This is a genomic window from Ruegeria sp. CDSB113, assembly GCF_059611045.1.
Genome location: NZ_JBXWOU010000002.1, coordinates 395,584 through 410,371 on the forward strand (window position 1 = coordinate 395,584; position 14,788 = coordinate 410,371).

A 14,788-nucleotide genomic window follows, 5' to 3' on the forward strand; every position below is an offset into this window, starting at 1 on the left:
ACGTTTGCGTTCAGAGTTTTTCGTCTTCTCGGCGGAAGGCACCTTGAACGATACGGTCCATGACCATGGCCAGGAACAGGATGGCGAACCCACCCAGTAGACCCGGACCCTTGGCAGCGTATTGCAGCGCCTCGAGGATTTCCTTACCCAGACCACCGCCACCGATTAGCGAGATAATCACGACCATCGACAGGCACATCAGGATGGTCTGGTTCACGCCGGTCATGATTGATGGCAGGGCAAGCGGGATTTCAACATCCTTGAGCAATTGCCATTTCGAGGCACCAAAGGCCACGGCGGCCTCTTTAATACTGTCCGGAACCCCGCGCATCCCCAGCGCGGTCAGACGAATGACCGGCGGCATGCCAAAGATGATCGTCGCCAGAATGCCCGGCGGGTTACCGGTGCCAAAGAAGGCGATGATTGGGATCAGGTATACAAACGCCGGCAATGTTTGCATCAGATCCAACACCGGCTCGGCCGCCCGGTAGGCGCGCTTGGATTTGCCGAACCAGATGCCTAGCGGTATGCCAAAAACCACGCACAACAGCACCGCCGCGCCCACCAAGGCCACGGTTTCCATCGCCACATCCCAATACCCCAGAAGCGCGATATAGGCCAACGAAGACGCGGTGAAGATTGCCACCCTTGGCCCTGCCGCGCGCCACGCGGTCACACAGATCACCAACATCACGACCGGCCACGGGGAACCGATCAATGCCACCGTCAACGCATCCAGAACAGATCGCACACCCGCCACGATGCCGTCGAATACATCCCCGCCGGCTGCGGCGGCCGCATCTATCTGCGCCTCCATCCAGCTTGCCAAGTTTGAGAACAACGTTCCGTTGCCTTCCCCCAATATCATCGCGGAGACTTCCTGCTCGGGGAATGCATCCAACAATGGAAGTGAGGCGTTGACGGTGAATTTGTACACGATCAGCGGACCAATTGCGGCCACCAAAACAGCACCCAGAACAGTGTTGCGGGTCGAGCGGCCGCTTTCGGTGCTGGCAGGATCTGTCCGCCAATTCGAGTACTGCTTTTCGTACACGCGGTCCGCATAAAAACCTTGCGCAAGCTTGAAAACCAACAACATCAACAGGCCTGTAACCATGATGCCAAACGCCTCAGACTGGGCGGACGCCGCTTTCTCAAAACTGGCATCTGCGGCCTTCTGGATATTCGCCGCCAGCTTGTTGAACCGGTCAATGTCCGCCTTTTCGGTGGCTGCAGTCGCACGTTCCAATAGCTCGTTCGCGCGGGTCTGCTGACGTTCAGCCCGTTCGGCCAGATCAGCGCCGGGGTTGCCCCAGGCACCGCGGCCGATCTGAACCCAGGCGATGATTTCCAGGATCAGGAAAGTCCAGAACATCCCCCAGATCGCGCGGGACGCAGACCAGAATGGTCCCAAAACAGCCGCCCAGATGTTGAAGGTATTGGGAATACCGCTGGTCGCGTCATGGATTTTGTGAAACGCGTTGACGTAGTAGTCGCCGTTTGGCCCGGTAAATTCGTGGATCGAGCGGTCCAGCGCCTCGCGGTCGACTTCGATATCCGAGGCGGCCGTGACTTTTACTTCCGTGGTTGCATCAGTCATTTTTGCCCCCCTGAATTCCGCGCAGCAAACGCGGTTTAGTGACCACGCCTACATCAGCGCCAGCATCGGTAATGATGACCGGAAGGTCCGTATTGACGGCAAGGTCGATCAACTGGTCCAAATCCGCCCCTTCATCCGCGCGTGGCGCGCCATCGGTCGGGCCAGAGTAACTTTCGATCGGCTCCATGATCGAATGCGCCTTGACCAGTTTCAGCTTGGAAATGCCCTGCACGAACTCTCGCACGTAATCGTCTGCCGGGTTCATGACGATATCTTCCGGCGTACCGATCTGCACAATGACACCGTCTTTCATGATGGCGATGCGATGGCCTATGCGAATGGCCTCGTCCAGATCGTGCGTGATGAACAGCGTCGTCTTTTTCAATTGCGCCACCAGTGCCTTGAACTGGTCCTGCAATTGCAGGCGGATCAGCGGATCAAGGGCTGAAAACGGCTCATCCATCAGCAGGATCTCGGGGTCCGAGGCCAGCGCGCGGGCAATCCCAACACGTTGCTGCATGCCGCCCGATAATTCTTTGGGCAGGCGGTCTTCGTAGCCTGTCAGGTCTACCAACCCTAAGGCGTGATCCGAAACCGCCCAGCGTTTCGATTTCGACACTTTGCGGATTTCCAGCGGGTAGGCGACGTTATCGCGAACAGATCGGTGTGGCATCAGTGCCATGTGCTGAAACACCATCCCGATTTGCATGGCCCGAATGCGACGCAGCTCGGCCTCGGAAATCTTGGAGACATCCTGCCCCAGAATTTCGATCTTTCCGGCGGTTGGTTCGATCAGGCGATTAACGTGTCGTACCAGCGTAGATTTGCCAGAGCCTGACAGGCCCATGATGCAGAAAATCTCGCCCCTTGGCACTTCGAAGGACGCGCCCTGCACGCCAACGACACAATTGAATCTTTCCAGAACTTCAGGCTTTCCGATGCCTTCATTCCGGACGGCTTCCATGGCTTCTTCGGCTTTTGCGCCAAAGATTTTCCAGACATCCGTCAGTTTAACGACAGTTTCGGTCATTTTTGTCCCTTTGGTGCAAAACAGGCCGCCGGGGCTGTCCCGACGGCCTGCCAGAGTTTCAATTCCGGTGGGCGTCAATCAATTTGACATCCAGCCCAGAACGGCATCTTCGTTCGCACCGACCCATTCCTCGGCATAAGCCAAAGGCTCTTGGCCTTCGATCACCAATGCAAAGGTCATCGCCGAAACCGTGTCCGTATCCAGTTTCATGTTGGACAGCATGGTCGCCACTTCCGGATATTCTTCCTCAAGCGACTTTGCGAAGTGCAAATGCAGGTAGGCAAGATCCCAGGCAACGCCGGCCTCGGATTTTTCCAGCCAGTCCGGGTCATCTGTGGGCTGCAGTACGTTCCACTTGGCCGCGTCGTACGCCGGTTCTTCCAAGATCTGCATGTCATGTAGGGCAAACACGTAGTGCGGCGTGTAGCAGAACCCAACCCACGGCTCGCCAGCCTTGATTGCATTGTCGAGATTCGCGTAAGCCACTGTCTCATCGATTTCTGTCAGTTCAAAAACCTGGTCATAACCGTAGGATTTCGCCCGAATTTTTTCGACATTGGTCGACGCCCATCCCGGCGCACCGATCCATAGCTCACCCTGTCCGTCACCGTTGCTGTCAAACAGCGCGGCATTGTCGGGGTTTGTCAGGTCTTCAATGGACGTAATGCCATGTGCTTCTGCCGTTGCCTTGTCGACGCACATACCCTGAAAGGCTTCAACGCCATTTGCGTTGAACGTAACCGTGCCCTTATCTTTTACGTAGGTATCATGCAGGTTTTGCTGGTTGGGCATCCAAACTTCGGGGTGTACGTGCATGGCACCAGAGTCCATCGCCTCGAACACAATCGGGTTGGTGCCATTCTGAAGCTCAACCTCAAGGCCGAGGTTCTGTTCGATCGCAACTTTCAAAATATGTGCCGTCGCATTTACCGAAGGCCAGTTCGGCACGCCGATCACGATATCAGCAGCAAGGGCGGGTCCAGCGATCACAGCGGATGCGCCTCCCAGTAACGTGGCTAGTTTTTTCATTTGTGTCTCCATGTTGGGCGTCTGCGGCGCTGTTTTTCTATGCCCGAGGGCCGTGGTGCACCTTGCAAACAAAGTCGGAAAGCCGATGCTTTCCCATTTTTGGGTCAGCCGCACGATGCGCCGACCCGGCAAGAAAAATTGAAACATGGCGACGCGTCACCCATCAAGCGTTACGTCCAAGAAGCACTCAAATTCGATATTATCATAGAAATGTTTCGGTTTTGTCGAAAATTGGCCGTGAACTCGTACTCTGTCATCAGGCAGCGCCCAGTTCCAGAATGTAGGCGACCGCCTCTTCGGTCAGATGCTTGAACCGCGCATGTTCACTGACATAGAGGCAGACCTGGCGCTGATCGGGCAAATCCGCAATTTCGCGAAACGCCGTCGCCTCGGGCATAAAACTGGCGACCGATTGCGGCAACACCGTTACCCAATCTCCGGTCTTGACCATTGTGATAAGGGAATGGGTGTTGTGAACAGTAACATCCGCCTGCGCTTCGGATGCCCGGAACTTGGGCGATTGAATCAGATCGCACAGCGCGTTTCGTATAAACGGAAGTGTCAGGACTTCGTCAATTGTTGGCGTATTTGGCTGTCGTATCAAACGGTGATCAGAGGCGCATACCAGCCCAAACCTGTCTTCGAACAACGGAAGCGACCGAACTCCGTTCAGCGCGTGCTGACCTGAGGCGATGCCAATATCCGCTTTACCCTCAACCAGTGCATCCAAAACCTGCTGAGTATCTGTGTCGCGCAATTCGACTTTTACGCCGGGAAAGCGCTCTGTGACATAGGCCAGAACTTTAGGAAAAATCAGCGCCGCAACCGATGGAACGGACGCGATGCGCAGCAACCCGTGCTCTGCTTTTGCTGCGGCCATGATATCCAAGACGGCCTGATCGAATTGGCGGACTTGTTTCAATGCCACTTCGAAAACCTGTAACCCCAACGGGGACAGCTGGTTTTTGCGCTCTCCTTCAAAGAGCTTTTTGCCCAGATGATCCTCAAACTGCTTGAGGGTCATCGAGACCGCCGACTGAGTTCGGCCCAATCTGTCGGCTGCCTCGATCAGGTTGCCTGTTTGGGCAACCGTGCAAAAACACCGCAAGGTCTCGATCTTGATCGCCAAGCTTCACCTTTTTTGAAGTTTGCTCAATTTATTTGAGTTTGACTGATATCTACTCAAAAAGCCATTCTGCGCCAGACCAATTTTCATGACTCTGGGGCGCATCGTGACAAAACTGAACCTGATTGCTGGCGAATGGCTGGCGGGCGAGACCGAAATTGAAAACCGCAATCCTTCGGATCTGAGCGATCTGGTTGGCATGTTCGCACAGGCCAGCGCCGATCAGCTTGAGGCCACATTGGATCAGGCGCGTGTTGCACAGGCAGAATGGGAAGCCTACGGTCCCGAGCGCAAGCAAGCGGTTTTGATGAACATCGGCAACGAGCTGATGTCGCGCGCCGAAGAGCTGGGCACGCTGCTGGCCCGCGAAGAAGGCAAGCCGCTGGCCGAAGGCAAAGGCGAGGTTTACCGCGCCGGTCAGTTCTTTACCTATTACGCAGCGGAATGTCTGCGCCAGATCGGTGAGAACGCCGACAGCGTCCGCCCCGGTGTTGAAATTGACGTACGCCGCGAGGCCGTGGGCGTGGTTGCCATCATCAGCCCGTGGAACTTCCCGACCGCGACCGCGTCGTGGAAGATTGCTCCGGCGCTGTGCTATGGCAACGCAGTTGTCTGGAAGCCCGCCAACATCACGCCGGCCTCTGCCGTGGCCCTGACCGAGATCATCGAACGGCAGGACGTCCCCAAGGGTCTGTTCAGCCTTGTCATGGGGTCGGGCCGCTCGATCGGTCAGCGTTTGGTTGAAAGCCCCAAGGTCAACGCGATTTCCTTCACCGGCTCCGTCCCGGTTGGCAAAGGCATCGCCGCCGCTGCGATCCAGAACCTGACCAAAGTTCAGATGGAGATGGGATCGAAAAACGCGCTGGCAGTCATGGACGACGCCGATCTGGATCTGGCAGTGACGCTGGCCCTTGGTGGTGCCTTTGGTGGAACAGGTCAGAAATGCACCGCGTCCTCGCGGCTTGTGGTTCATGCCGGTGTGCATGATGCGTTTGTTGACAAGCTTGTGGCTGGTGCCCAGGCGATGAAAGTTGGCCACGCTTTGGAAGAAGGCGTTCAGATGGGTCCGGTCGTCAGCGAACAGCAGCTCGGCGAAAACCTCGCCTATGTCGATCTGGGCAAATCTGAGGGCGCAGATCTGGCCTGTGGCGGTCAGAGGCTTGAGATGCCGCATGACGGGTTCTACATGTCCCCCGGCGTTTTCCTGAATACCAACAACGATATGCGGATCAACCGCGAAGAGATGTTTGCGCCGTTGACCAGCGTCATCAAGGTCGGCAGCTATGACGAAGCGCTGAGCGTGGTGAACGCAACCAACTTTGGACTGACTTCGGGCATCGTGACGCAAAGCCTTGCGCGGGCAACGCACTTCCGCCGCAACGCACGCACCGGTGTTGTCACAGTCAACCTGCCGACCGCAGGCACCGACTATCACGTTCCGTTCGGCGGGCGCGGCGACAGCTCGTACGGCCCACGTGAACAGGGTAAGGCAGCTGCTGAATTCTATACCACTGTTAAAACAGCCTACATCAGCGCGGGAACACCGGTCTGATGCGCATCGACGGGCTGCAATACGCCAACTGGTCGGAGAAGATTTTTCGGCAGCTACGTGAAGGGGGCGTGGACGCAATCCACGTCACCATCTCGTATCACGAGAACTTCCGCGAAACGGTTCTGAACTTTGAAAAGTGGAACCGCTGGTTCGAGCAATACCCAGACCTGATTATGAAAGGCCGTTGGGCCAGCGATATCGACATCGCCCGGGAAACAGGAAGGACCGCAGTGTTCTTTGGCTTCCAGAACCCATCGCCCATCGAAGACGATATCGGGCTGGTGGAGATCCTGCACGATCTGGGCGCGCGTTTCATGCAGCTGACCTATAACAACCAGTCGCTGCTGGCGACCGGCTGCTATGAGGCTGAAGATACCGGCATCACCCGCATGGGCAAACAGGTCATCAAAGAGATGAACCGCGTAGGCCTTGTCGTCGACATGAGCCATTCGGCGGATCGCTCGACCATTGAGGCCGCCGAGATGTCCGAACGTCCCATCGCCATCACCCACGCCAATCCGCACGAGTGGTCCCCGGCCCTGCGCAACAAGCGTGACGCGGTGATCCGGGCAGTGACGGAAAACGGTGGGATGTTGGGCTTTTCGGTCTACCCTCATCACCTGAAAGACAAGTCCGACTGCACTTTGGAGAGTTTTTGCGAGATGATCGCCCGTACGGCCGACAAATACGGCGCACAAAATCTGGGGATCGGCACCGACCTGTGTCAGGATCAGCCCGACAGCATCGTCGAATGGATGCGCGTTGGTCGCTGGACCAAGGAAATCGACTATGGCGAAGGTTCAGCCAGCAATCCCGGCTTTCCGCCGATGCCAAGCTGGTTCGAGGACAATCGCAACTTTGGCAATATCGAAACCGGGCTTCGCGGCGTTGGCATGAACGACGACGAAATCTCGGGTATCATGGGCGGAAACTGGTACCGCTTCTTTAATGAGAATTTCGGACCGCAACCCGCATGAACCAAACCGGCACTGATATCCCGCGACGCGATCCCGAGCAGGTCATGCGCCTGTCACGACTGGGATCATTACATCAGTGTAGGCTCAGCTTCATGCGGCAACTGACCCGGCGTATGGCGCGTGAGAACTGGGCCTTTACGCGCCCTGTTTTTGAGATCGACGATACCGGTGTCGGCCACGCGGTATATACTGCGCAGGGTCCGGAGCGCGCGTATTCGCTGGTTGCGTTTGCCCATGACCTGCCACCCGAACAACGTTCCGATCGGGTGATCGCTGAGGCGTGGGACGCCACTTTCGCTCTGTTTGACGGCATCCCGACCGACCAAGACATTCAGCGCCTGTCTCAAAACGTTCCGCTGCAAGAGGCAGGGCGCGTCAGCGAAAGCGAGCTTTCGCTGTCCCGTGCGAACCGGTCCGTCCGGCTGTGGGCGCATGTGGTCGACACGCTGGCTGCCGGACAGCAGCCCGACTTGGAGCAGATCCATAAGGTCGGCTACCTGATGCGGACAACTGCGGTCTACGGATCTGGAAAATTCGGCGCCGCGGACCGTGAAAAAACGGCGGGCCGTCCAGAACTGAACGCGCCTTTTCAGGCGGAGATGCTGTCGGTCTACCTGACACGAACCTTTGTCCGCGATCTGGTGCAACACATGGCCCGCGCCAAAGGTAGCGCGCAAACAGCAGAGCTGGATCCCGAGATTGCGCAGTGGCTGGGCATCGGCAATTCGACCGGCCTTGGCATGGCTCCGTTCATCGTGAACCACCCGGTGCTGTTCAACAATTGGATTATGACGCGCGAAGAAGCCCTGGCGCGGGTGCGATCACTGCAAACAGCGTCTGAGGATGAAGCCCAGCACTTTCGTGAAATCTACGATCGCAGCAAACTGTCGATGTCGTGGTGGCGATCAGAACATCCGGTCCAGATTGAGAAGCTTACGTCGCTGAATGCCGATCTTGCGGCAATTACCAGCTACCTGGATCAGAATGACCTGACGCAGGACCACCCGTGGGACAGGCTGATCCGATGGTCCGAAACCGCACTTGGCGAAGAAGGGCAGGAACTGCTCGCCTCACTTGTTCTGGAACCCTATGGCGATCTGGTGGATGGCCTGACCGGCTGTATGGCCGACGGGAATGCGCAGGCACAGGTTATCAACGGGGGCATGACCGTCGATCAGGTCCGCACCGCGATTCAGGACCGCTTTGGTTGGGCGTTGGATTTGGAATGGTCGGCAGAGGCAAACTGCGCGCGCGCCTGGTACGTGTCTGAAGAAAAACTGGAACCACGCTTGGGTGAACGGTTCGAGGAACCAATTGCCGAATACGAACAGCCCCTTGCCCCGGCCAGAGACGCCGCGCTGGCTTTCGCGGACCTTGAGAATTGGCAGGATGACAGGTCGATAGCCGAGTTCCTACTGCGCCATCCTGAACACCGTCACACGATCCGGCGTGCGCAGATCGGCCTTGTCGCGCCATATGGCGAGCTTCGCGACAACACGATCAGCGCTGGGGTCATGCCCATCGATATGCTCCGGGCCAAGTTATCCTTTTTTGGTGCTACGCATTTTGACCCACGCTCGGACCGCTGGGTGCGTATCTGCATGTACGCTGGCGCGCCCTACCCCGAAGACCTGAATGCCAAAACCGCAGATCTGTGGGTTTATCCGGAGCTTTCCCAATGAACGTCTCGCTGAATGAGGTCGAAGCCACCGCAAAGCGTGCGACCCGAGGAGCTGGATATAGCTGGGGACTTGCTGAGGAAGCCGCGAAAGCAACGCGCTGGCTGTGCGCGCACGGGCAAAACGGTACCGGTGCTTTGGCTCAGCTGCTGCAACTTGATTTGGCGAGTACACCAAAGACACACACCCCGTCCGATCTGAGCGGCGAATGGCAGAGCGAAAACCAGCTGTGCCCATTGGTGACCGGCGCATTATTGTCTGATTGTGCCCACCGCCTGAATTCATCCCCGATAGCAATAAGAAACGTAGCCGTACCCGCACTGCTGCTTCCATTTGCGGCCAATGCCGCACGCTTTCTAGCGACCTGCGTGAGCGTAGATTATGACCACGCACTAGCGGAAACCGACGGTTTTGACTTGTCCCTGGACGCCCCGATCCCGGACCGGGCACATCAGGTATCTGTGCACCTTGGCGGCCAACTTACCGCCCCCGTCCCGCATCGAACACGGGCTGAACCCGATCTGACCGATTGGGCGTTACTAAACCGGTTCGCCCACCGCACATACGCCCCCGCCACCGAGGAATCCCGCCTGCGCGGGGCCGGAGCGGGCTTATCCGACAACGATTGAAGAGGCCCCTATGATTGAAACCCGTACACTGACCCTTGAGCAGATCGAAGATCTCGCCTTCCGTGCGCTTGTCGCCGCAGGAACCTCTGAAGCCAACGCGCGGCCCTTGGCCGTTGCGACGGCTGCAACCGAGGCGGATGGGGTTGCCAGCCACGGCCTGGCTTACATCCCGATATATTGCGAGCACGTGCAATGTGGGAAAGTGGACGGAACAGCCCAACCGGAACTGTCGCGACCGCGCCCCGGCGCAGTAAACGTAGACGCAGCAACCGGTTTTGCCCATACCGCAATTGATATGGGTTTTGAGGCCCTTATCCCAGCCGCGCGCGAACAGGGAATCGCGGCACTTTCTATCCGCAACAGCTACAACTGCGGTGTCCTTGGCTACCATACGTACCGTTTGGCGCAGGCAGGATTGGTGGGTTTGGGGTTCACCAACGCTCCGGCCTCGATCGCGCCTTCGGGCGGCGCAAAACCCGTCGTCGGGACCAACCCTTTCTCGATCGCCGCGCCTGGCGCGGACAGCCAGCCCGCCCTGCTGATCGACCAAAGCGCCAGCACAATTGCTAAAAGCGAGGTCATGAAACACGCCCGCGAAGGTAAAGCGATCCCGGTAGGCTGGGCTCTGGACGCAGATGGCAATCCGACCACAGACCCCAATGTCGGCCTTAAGGGGTCGATGGCACCGTCAGGCGGTTACAAAGGTGTCGGTGTTGCCCTGCTGACCGAGGTCCTGGCCGCAGCTTTGACCGGAGCGACCCTTGGCATTAACGCCTCGCCCTTTTCCGGAACCGCCGGTGGGCCGCCCAAGACCGGGCAGTTCTTCATTGCGATAGACCCGACCGCCACCTCTGGCGATGCGTTTGCTTCGGGGATTAGCGAGTTGGTCGGCGCTATCCGCGCACAGAACGGAGCGCATCTGCCCGGCGATGGGCGCGGTGGCAAGCGCAGGCAGGCACAGACCGATGGTGTTGCCGTCAATGCGGCCACACTGGATAAGATTGAGGCAATCATAGCCTAGCTTTTCTGCCTAGGTCTTTCAGGTCGCCAGCGAACGGGTCGTTTGTCTGGCGACACATTCCAAATCACAGCGGATGCTGAAGTGCTTGGGGTCATCCGACGTAATAAAGTCGGTAAATTTCTCACCGGCCAGCGCCCCTATGGATTCTGCGGGAATGCGGATGGTTGTAAGGCCCGGCTCGACGTCAGCTGAGCCTTTGAAATCTCCGATACCAATTATCGACAGATCATCGGGAACGCTTAATCCAAGTTTTTGGGCAGCAAACAGGGCCCCCTGCGCAATGACGTCATTGCCGCACAGCAATGCCGTCGGACGTTTCGGCGTCGTCAAAAGGGCCAGGGCCGCCTGCTTGGCTTGAGAAACACTGTAAGGCGCTTGGGTTTCATGCTCGTCAGGTACGGAAACCCCCTGTTCGCCCAGCGCGTCATGCACGGCGGAAAGGCGGTGCTGCGCGCGGTCGTTCCCCTGAGTTTCGGGAAAGATCAACCCGATGTCACGGTGCCCCAGCTCTAGCAGGTGTTCGGCCGCCAATCGTCCGGCCAGATGGTTGTCCGCCCCCACACAAGGAAGGGGTGATTCTTCTGAGTAATTCCAGATTGCCAGCGCGGGTATCTTCTGCTGCGTGATCAAGCGGTTGGTGGCTTCGGAATGTTCCAACCCGACCAGCGCCACACCGTCCACACGATGTTCAAGAAACTTGCGAACCATCGCGTATTCCCTATCCAGATCATACCCGTGCGACGCCAGCAACAGGCTGAACCCTGCCTTATCGATCGAATCCGAAAAGGCCTGAATAACCTCGGAAAAAATGGCGTGGTTGATTGTGGGCACGACAAGGCCAATTGTCCCCGACCGTTTTCCATGCATCGTTTGGGCCGCGCGGTTGCGGATGTATCCCAACCGCTGCACCGCTTTGTTGATCTTTTTGCGAGTCGCCGGGTTGACCAGATCGGGGTGATTGAAGGTACGTGAAACCGTAGACGGCGACACCTTTGCAGCCTTTGCAACGGTCACAATATCTACCTTACCTTTTTGAAAGTTAGACATAATTTTACCCTACCCGGTCAAATTTATGAAAACATTTGCAATACTATTTTCATGCCCTAACCTGATTTGTCAACAAAGGTAAAAGTGCGAACGGACGGGTTGGGAGGCCCTGGATGGAATTCATTTACTACTTCGGAGATGTGTTCACGCCGATGTCGTTCATGCTGCTATTGGGCGGCACGATCGGAGGGCTGATCCTGGGCGCGACACCCGGCCTGTCGCCAACAATGGCGGTGGCCCTGTTAATCCCGTTCACCTTTCAACTTGAGGCCGCGCAGGGTCTGATCCTGCTGGGGGCGGCCTATACCTCGACCGTGGCTGGCGGAGCGGTCAGTGCCATCTTGCTGAAGATCCCTGGCGCTCCGGCGAATATCGCCACCACTCTGGATGGCCACACGATGGCCAAAAAAGGTGAAGGTGCCCGCGCCTTGCAGCTGTCTTTTCTGGCATCGGCCGTGGGCGGCATCTTTGGCGTTCTGCTGCTGATCTTCCTGACGCCCGTTTTGGCGCAATGGGCGCTTGCCTTTGGACCATCGCACCTGTTTTGGCTGGCCATACTGGGCGTGACGGTCATTGGCACGCTGGACTCGGCCTCAGTGGTCAAAGGTTTGCTGTCGGGCTGTATCGGGTTGTGGCTGGCCACGATCGGGTTCGACGACATCATGGGTGCGCAGCGCTTTATCTTTCACCCCGCGTTGGGGGGCGGCATCAACATCATCGCCGCGTTGATTGGCCTGTTTGCGATCCCGCAGGTGCTGACCATGTTCGCCAAGGGGCGCCACAACACAGGTGCCGAAGTGATCGAAGTGCAGCGCCATTCAATCATGGCAGCGTTCAAGGAATTGTTCAGCCGCACCCGTGCGCTGAGCATCGGCACGCTGACGGGCTCGATCATCGGCCTGATCCCAGGTGTCGGTGGGCAGATCGCGGGCCTTGTCGCCTATGACCAAACCAAAAAGTTCTCGTCGGAAAAAGAAAAGTTCGGCACCGGCCATTCGGAAGGCGTCATCGCAGCGGAATCCGCAAACAACGCGATGGTCGGTCCCTCGCTCGTCCCGCTGCTGACGTTGTCCATCCCCGGCAGCCCGACCGCCGCCGTGCTGTTGGGCGGGTTGCTGATCCACGGGATTTTCCCGGGCTCGGACCTGTTTGACAATCACCCCGATGTCGCCTGGACCTTCATCAACTCGATGCTGATTGGGCAGGTTCTGATGTGCATCTTCGGCCTGTATGTTGCAGGGCTTGCAGCCCGTGTTGCACAGGTCCCGCAATCGGTCATGGCCGCCATCGTTCTGGCCTTGTCGGTCTTCGGTGCATACTCGGTTCAGGGTTCTATGGGTGATGTCTATGTCATGGCGTGCCTCGGCATTGGGATGTTCTTTTTGGAACGCTTCGGTTTCTCGGCTGCTCCGCTGGTACTGGGTCTGATCCTCGGGCCAATCGCCGAGGCCAACTTCATCCAGGGCGGAATGATCGCTGACGCCACCGTCGGCAAGGCTTCATACTTCATGACCGGTGGATTGAACCTGTTCCTGATCGCCGTGGTACTGGCCTCGATCGCCTATTCGGTCTGGATGGAACTGCGCAGCCGCCGCTACACCACCAAAGAAGAGGCACAGGCATGAACCGCTCGCAGCACGTATTCGGGTCAGGTCTGGTCTTTGCCGTTGGCCTGTGGGTCGCATGGGTCAGTTACACGCAGCAACCCGCCGAGGCATTCCTGTTCCCACGCCTGATCGCAACGGTCTTTGTGGTTCTGGCAGGATGGACGTTCGGCAAAGCGGTCATGGGTCTGTCCAAGGTCGGAAACGGCGTGACGCGGACGATGTTCGTGAACATGCTGCCGGGTCTGATCATCACGCTGATCTATGTTTTCTGGGCGGCGAAGACGCTGGGGTTCTACACCGCGACAACCATCGCCTTTTTTACCCTTCTGTCGATCTATGACCCCGCGCCCCATAACGAGGCCAAAACCTGGATCAAACGCGGGATCATCACGGGCGTATTTGTGGCGGTGATGTACGGGCTCTTTTCCATGCTTCTGAACGTCTACACACCAAGAGAAATTCTGTTCTGAACACGCAAATGCGCGGATGAACCAACTTAGGGAGGAAACGCAAAATGAAACGATTGATTGCAGGGGCAGCAATGGCTCTGACGGGCCTGACAGGCGCGGCAATGGCCGAGGAGTACCCGGAACGGCCGATCATGATGATGGTCAGTTACGGGGCCGGAGGCGCGACAGATTTTCAGGCACGGATCGTCACGATGACATCTGGAAACGAGGATGCGCTGGGAATGCCCATCGCCATCATCAACAAGCCTGGTGCCGGTGGGCGCGTGGGCTGGAACTGGTTCGCAACTCAGGCCGATCCGGACGGCTATACGCTGGGTGCGTACAACGTTCCTCATTTCATCGCCCAGTCGATCAAGGGTGGCGTCGATTATTCGACCGACAGCTTTGAACCCATCGCGAACTGGGGCGCAGACCCGGCCGTGTTCGTGGTTGGTGCCGACAGTGAGTTCAACTCGATGGATGATGTTGTCGCCTATGCCAAGGAAAACCCGGGCAAGCTGACCGTATCCGGCGCGGGTCTCTTCGTGGGCCACCACATCGCGGCGTTGCAGATCGACAAGGCAGCCGGGACTAAGATGGCCTACATCCCGACCAAAGGTGGCGGAGCGGCAGCGATGAAAGCCGTCATCGCAGGCGAAGTCATGGGCGGTATCAACAACCTGTCCGACGCCTTCCGTGCGCAAGAAGCTGGAAATGTGAAGATCCTCGGCGTTGCTGATCTTGAGCGCAACGCGTTCCTGCCGGATGTTCCGACGATGGTGGAACAGGGGCTGGACGTGGACAACTCCTCGGTCAATTTCCGGGGTGTGATGGTGCCCAAGGGAACACCTCCTGAGGTGATCGAGAGACTGGCAGCAACCGTACCCGAGATGTTCGCCAATTCCCGCGTTACCAAAAAGATGGAAGCAGGTGGCTCGCCCATGCACATCATGACACGTGACGAAGTGATCGAGATGTGGGCGCAGCGCCAGCAGACGCTGAACGAATTGCTGGCGGGTCTTTAACCGACCCCAATCGGGGC

13 protein-coding genes are annotated in these 14,788 nt (G+C 57.7%); 8 read left to right on the forward strand and 5 right to left on the reverse strand.

Annotated elements, in window-relative coordinates; genetic code table 11:
- Window positions 1–10: 10 nt before the first annotated feature.
- The 4 genes from AC2FIS_RS06375 to AC2FIS_RS06390 form a co-directional block, all read right to left on the reverse strand.
- On the reverse strand, window positions 11–1,600 hold the full coding sequence (locus AC2FIS_RS06375) for an ABC transporter permease (RefSeq protein WP_496772423.1): 1,590 nt from the start codon (window positions 1,598–1,600) through the stop codon (window positions 11–13).
- On the reverse strand, window positions 1,593–2,630 hold the full coding sequence (locus tag AC2FIS_RS06380) for a quaternary amine ABC transporter ATP-binding protein (protein WP_058275713.1): 1,038 nt from the start codon (window positions 2,628–2,630) through the stop codon (window positions 1,593–1,595). The genes AC2FIS_RS06375 and AC2FIS_RS06380 overlap by 8 nt, the downstream gene beginning before the upstream one ends.
- 78 nt (window positions 2,631–2,708) lie before the next feature.
- Window positions 2,709–3,659, reverse strand: coding sequence for an ABC transporter substrate-binding protein (locus tag AC2FIS_RS06385; RefSeq protein WP_058279528.1), 951 nt, complete (start codon window positions 3,657–3,659; stop codon window positions 2,709–2,711).
- Between the two features lie 256 nt (window positions 3,660–3,915).
- Window positions 3,916–4,788 (reverse strand): LysR family transcriptional regulator, encoded by an 873-nt coding sequence (locus tag AC2FIS_RS06390; protein ID WP_058275410.1) that lies wholly within the window; start codon window positions 4,786–4,788, stop codon window positions 3,916–3,918.
- 85 nt (window positions 4,789–4,873) lie between these two features.
- On the opposite strand from AC2FIS_RS06390, the gene AC2FIS_RS06395 reads away from it, so the two are divergent.
- The 5 genes from AC2FIS_RS06395 to AC2FIS_RS06415 are packed head-to-tail and all read left to right on the forward strand — an operon-like array spanning window position 4,874 to window position 10,643.
- A complete protein-coding gene (locus AC2FIS_RS06395) occupies window positions 4,874–6,337 on the forward strand; it encodes an aldehyde dehydrogenase family protein (protein WP_496772424.1) in 1,464 nt (487 codons plus the stop codon).
- A complete protein-coding gene (locus AC2FIS_RS06400) occupies window positions 6,337–7,314 on the forward strand; it encodes a membrane dipeptidase (protein WP_496772425.1) in 978 nt (325 codons plus the stop codon). Before AC2FIS_RS06395 ends, AC2FIS_RS06400 begins: the two co-directional genes overlap by 1 nt.
- Window positions 7,311–8,996: a hypothetical protein gene (locus AC2FIS_RS06405; protein WP_496772426.1), complete on the forward strand. Its 1,686-nt coding sequence runs from the start codon at window positions 7,311–7,313 to the stop codon at window positions 8,994–8,996. Before AC2FIS_RS06400 ends, AC2FIS_RS06405 begins: the two co-directional genes overlap by 4 nt.
- Window positions 8,993–9,622 carry a DUF3726 domain-containing protein gene (locus AC2FIS_RS06410; protein WP_496772427.1) on the forward strand — a complete coding sequence of 210 codons (630 nt, stop codon included), beginning with the start codon at window positions 8,993–8,995 and terminating at the stop codon, window positions 9,620–9,622. The genes AC2FIS_RS06405 and AC2FIS_RS06410 overlap by 4 nt, the downstream gene beginning before the upstream one ends.
- 10 nt (window positions 9,623–9,632) lie before the next feature.
- On the forward strand, window positions 9,633–10,643 hold the full coding sequence (locus AC2FIS_RS06415) for an Ldh family oxidoreductase (RefSeq protein WP_496772429.1): 1,011 nt from the start codon (window positions 9,633–9,635) through the stop codon (window positions 10,641–10,643).
- Between the two features lie 18 nt (window positions 10,644–10,661).
- Here AC2FIS_RS06415 and AC2FIS_RS06420 read toward each other — a convergent pair whose 3' ends face one another.
- Window positions 10,662–11,690 carry a LacI family DNA-binding transcriptional regulator gene (locus tag AC2FIS_RS06420; protein WP_496772430.1) on the reverse strand — a complete coding sequence of 343 codons (1,029 nt, stop codon included), beginning with the start codon at window positions 11,688–11,690 and terminating at the stop codon, window positions 10,662–10,664.
- A 113-nt stretch (window positions 11,691–11,803) separates the two neighbouring features.
- Here AC2FIS_RS06420 and AC2FIS_RS06425 point away from each other — a divergent pair, with 113 nt between their 5' ends.
- The 3 genes from AC2FIS_RS06425 to AC2FIS_RS06435 are packed head-to-tail and all read left to right on the forward strand — an operon-like array spanning window position 11,804 to window position 14,771.
- Window positions 11,804–13,315: a tripartite tricarboxylate transporter permease gene (locus tag AC2FIS_RS06425; RefSeq protein ID WP_496772431.1), complete on the forward strand. Its 1,512-nt coding sequence runs from the start codon at window positions 11,804–11,806 to the stop codon at window positions 13,313–13,315.
- A complete protein-coding gene (locus AC2FIS_RS06430) occupies window positions 13,312–13,767 on the forward strand; it encodes a tripartite tricarboxylate transporter TctB family protein (RefSeq protein ID WP_282152699.1) in 456 nt (151 codons plus the stop codon). Before AC2FIS_RS06425 ends, AC2FIS_RS06430 begins: the two co-directional genes overlap by 4 nt.
- 44 nt (window positions 13,768–13,811) lie before the next feature.
- Window positions 13,812–14,771, forward strand: a complete 960-nt coding sequence (locus tag AC2FIS_RS06435) for a Bug family tripartite tricarboxylate transporter substrate binding protein (protein ID WP_496772432.1) — start codon at window positions 13,812–13,814, stop codon at window positions 14,769–14,771.
- Window positions 14,772–14,788: the final 17 nt, after the last annotated feature.

Excerpts from the sequence above, each read along its gene's own strand:
- AC2FIS_RS06385 (WP_058279528.1), bottom strand. The coding sequence starts at position 3,659 with ATGAAAAAACTAGCCACGTTACTGGGAGGCGCATCCGCTGTGATCGCT.
- AC2FIS_RS06400 (WP_496772425.1), top strand. The coding sequence starts at position 6,337 with ATGCGCATCGACGGGCTGCAATACGCCAACTGGTCGGAGAAGATTTTT.
- AC2FIS_RS06405 (WP_496772426.1), top strand. The coding sequence starts at position 7,311 with ATGAACCAAACCGGCACTGATATCCCGCGACGCGATCCCGAGCAGGTC.
- AC2FIS_RS06420 (WP_496772430.1), bottom strand. The coding sequence starts at position 11,690 with ATGTCTAACTTTCAAAAAGGTAAGGTAGATATTGTGACCGTTGCAAAG.
- AC2FIS_RS06380 (WP_058275713.1), bottom strand. The coding sequence starts at position 2,630 with ATGACCGAAACTGTCGTTAAACTGACGGATGTCTGGAAAATCTTTGGC.
- AC2FIS_RS06425 (WP_496772431.1), top strand. The coding sequence starts at position 11,804 with ATGGAATTCATTTACTACTTCGGAGATGTGTTCACGCCGATGTCGTTC.
- AC2FIS_RS06430 (WP_282152699.1), top strand. The coding sequence starts at position 13,312 with ATGAACCGCTCGCAGCACGTATTCGGGTCAGGTCTGGTCTTTGCCGTT.
- AC2FIS_RS06435 (WP_496772432.1), top strand. The coding sequence starts at position 13,812 with ATGAAACGATTGATTGCAGGGGCAGCAATGGCTCTGACGGGCCTGACA.
- AC2FIS_RS06395 (WP_496772424.1), top strand. The coding sequence starts at position 4,874 with ATGACTCTGGGGCGCATCGTGACAAAACTGAACCTGATTGCTGGCGAA.
- AC2FIS_RS06410 (WP_496772427.1), top strand. The coding sequence starts at position 8,993 with ATGAACGTCTCGCTGAATGAGGTCGAAGCCACCGCAAAGCGTGCGACC.
- AC2FIS_RS06375 (WP_496772423.1), bottom strand. The coding sequence starts at position 1,600 with ATGACTGATGCAACCACGGAAGTAAAAGTCACGGCCGCCTCGGATATC.
- AC2FIS_RS06415 (WP_496772429.1), top strand. The coding sequence starts at position 9,633 with ATGATTGAAACCCGTACACTGACCCTTGAGCAGATCGAAGATCTCGCC.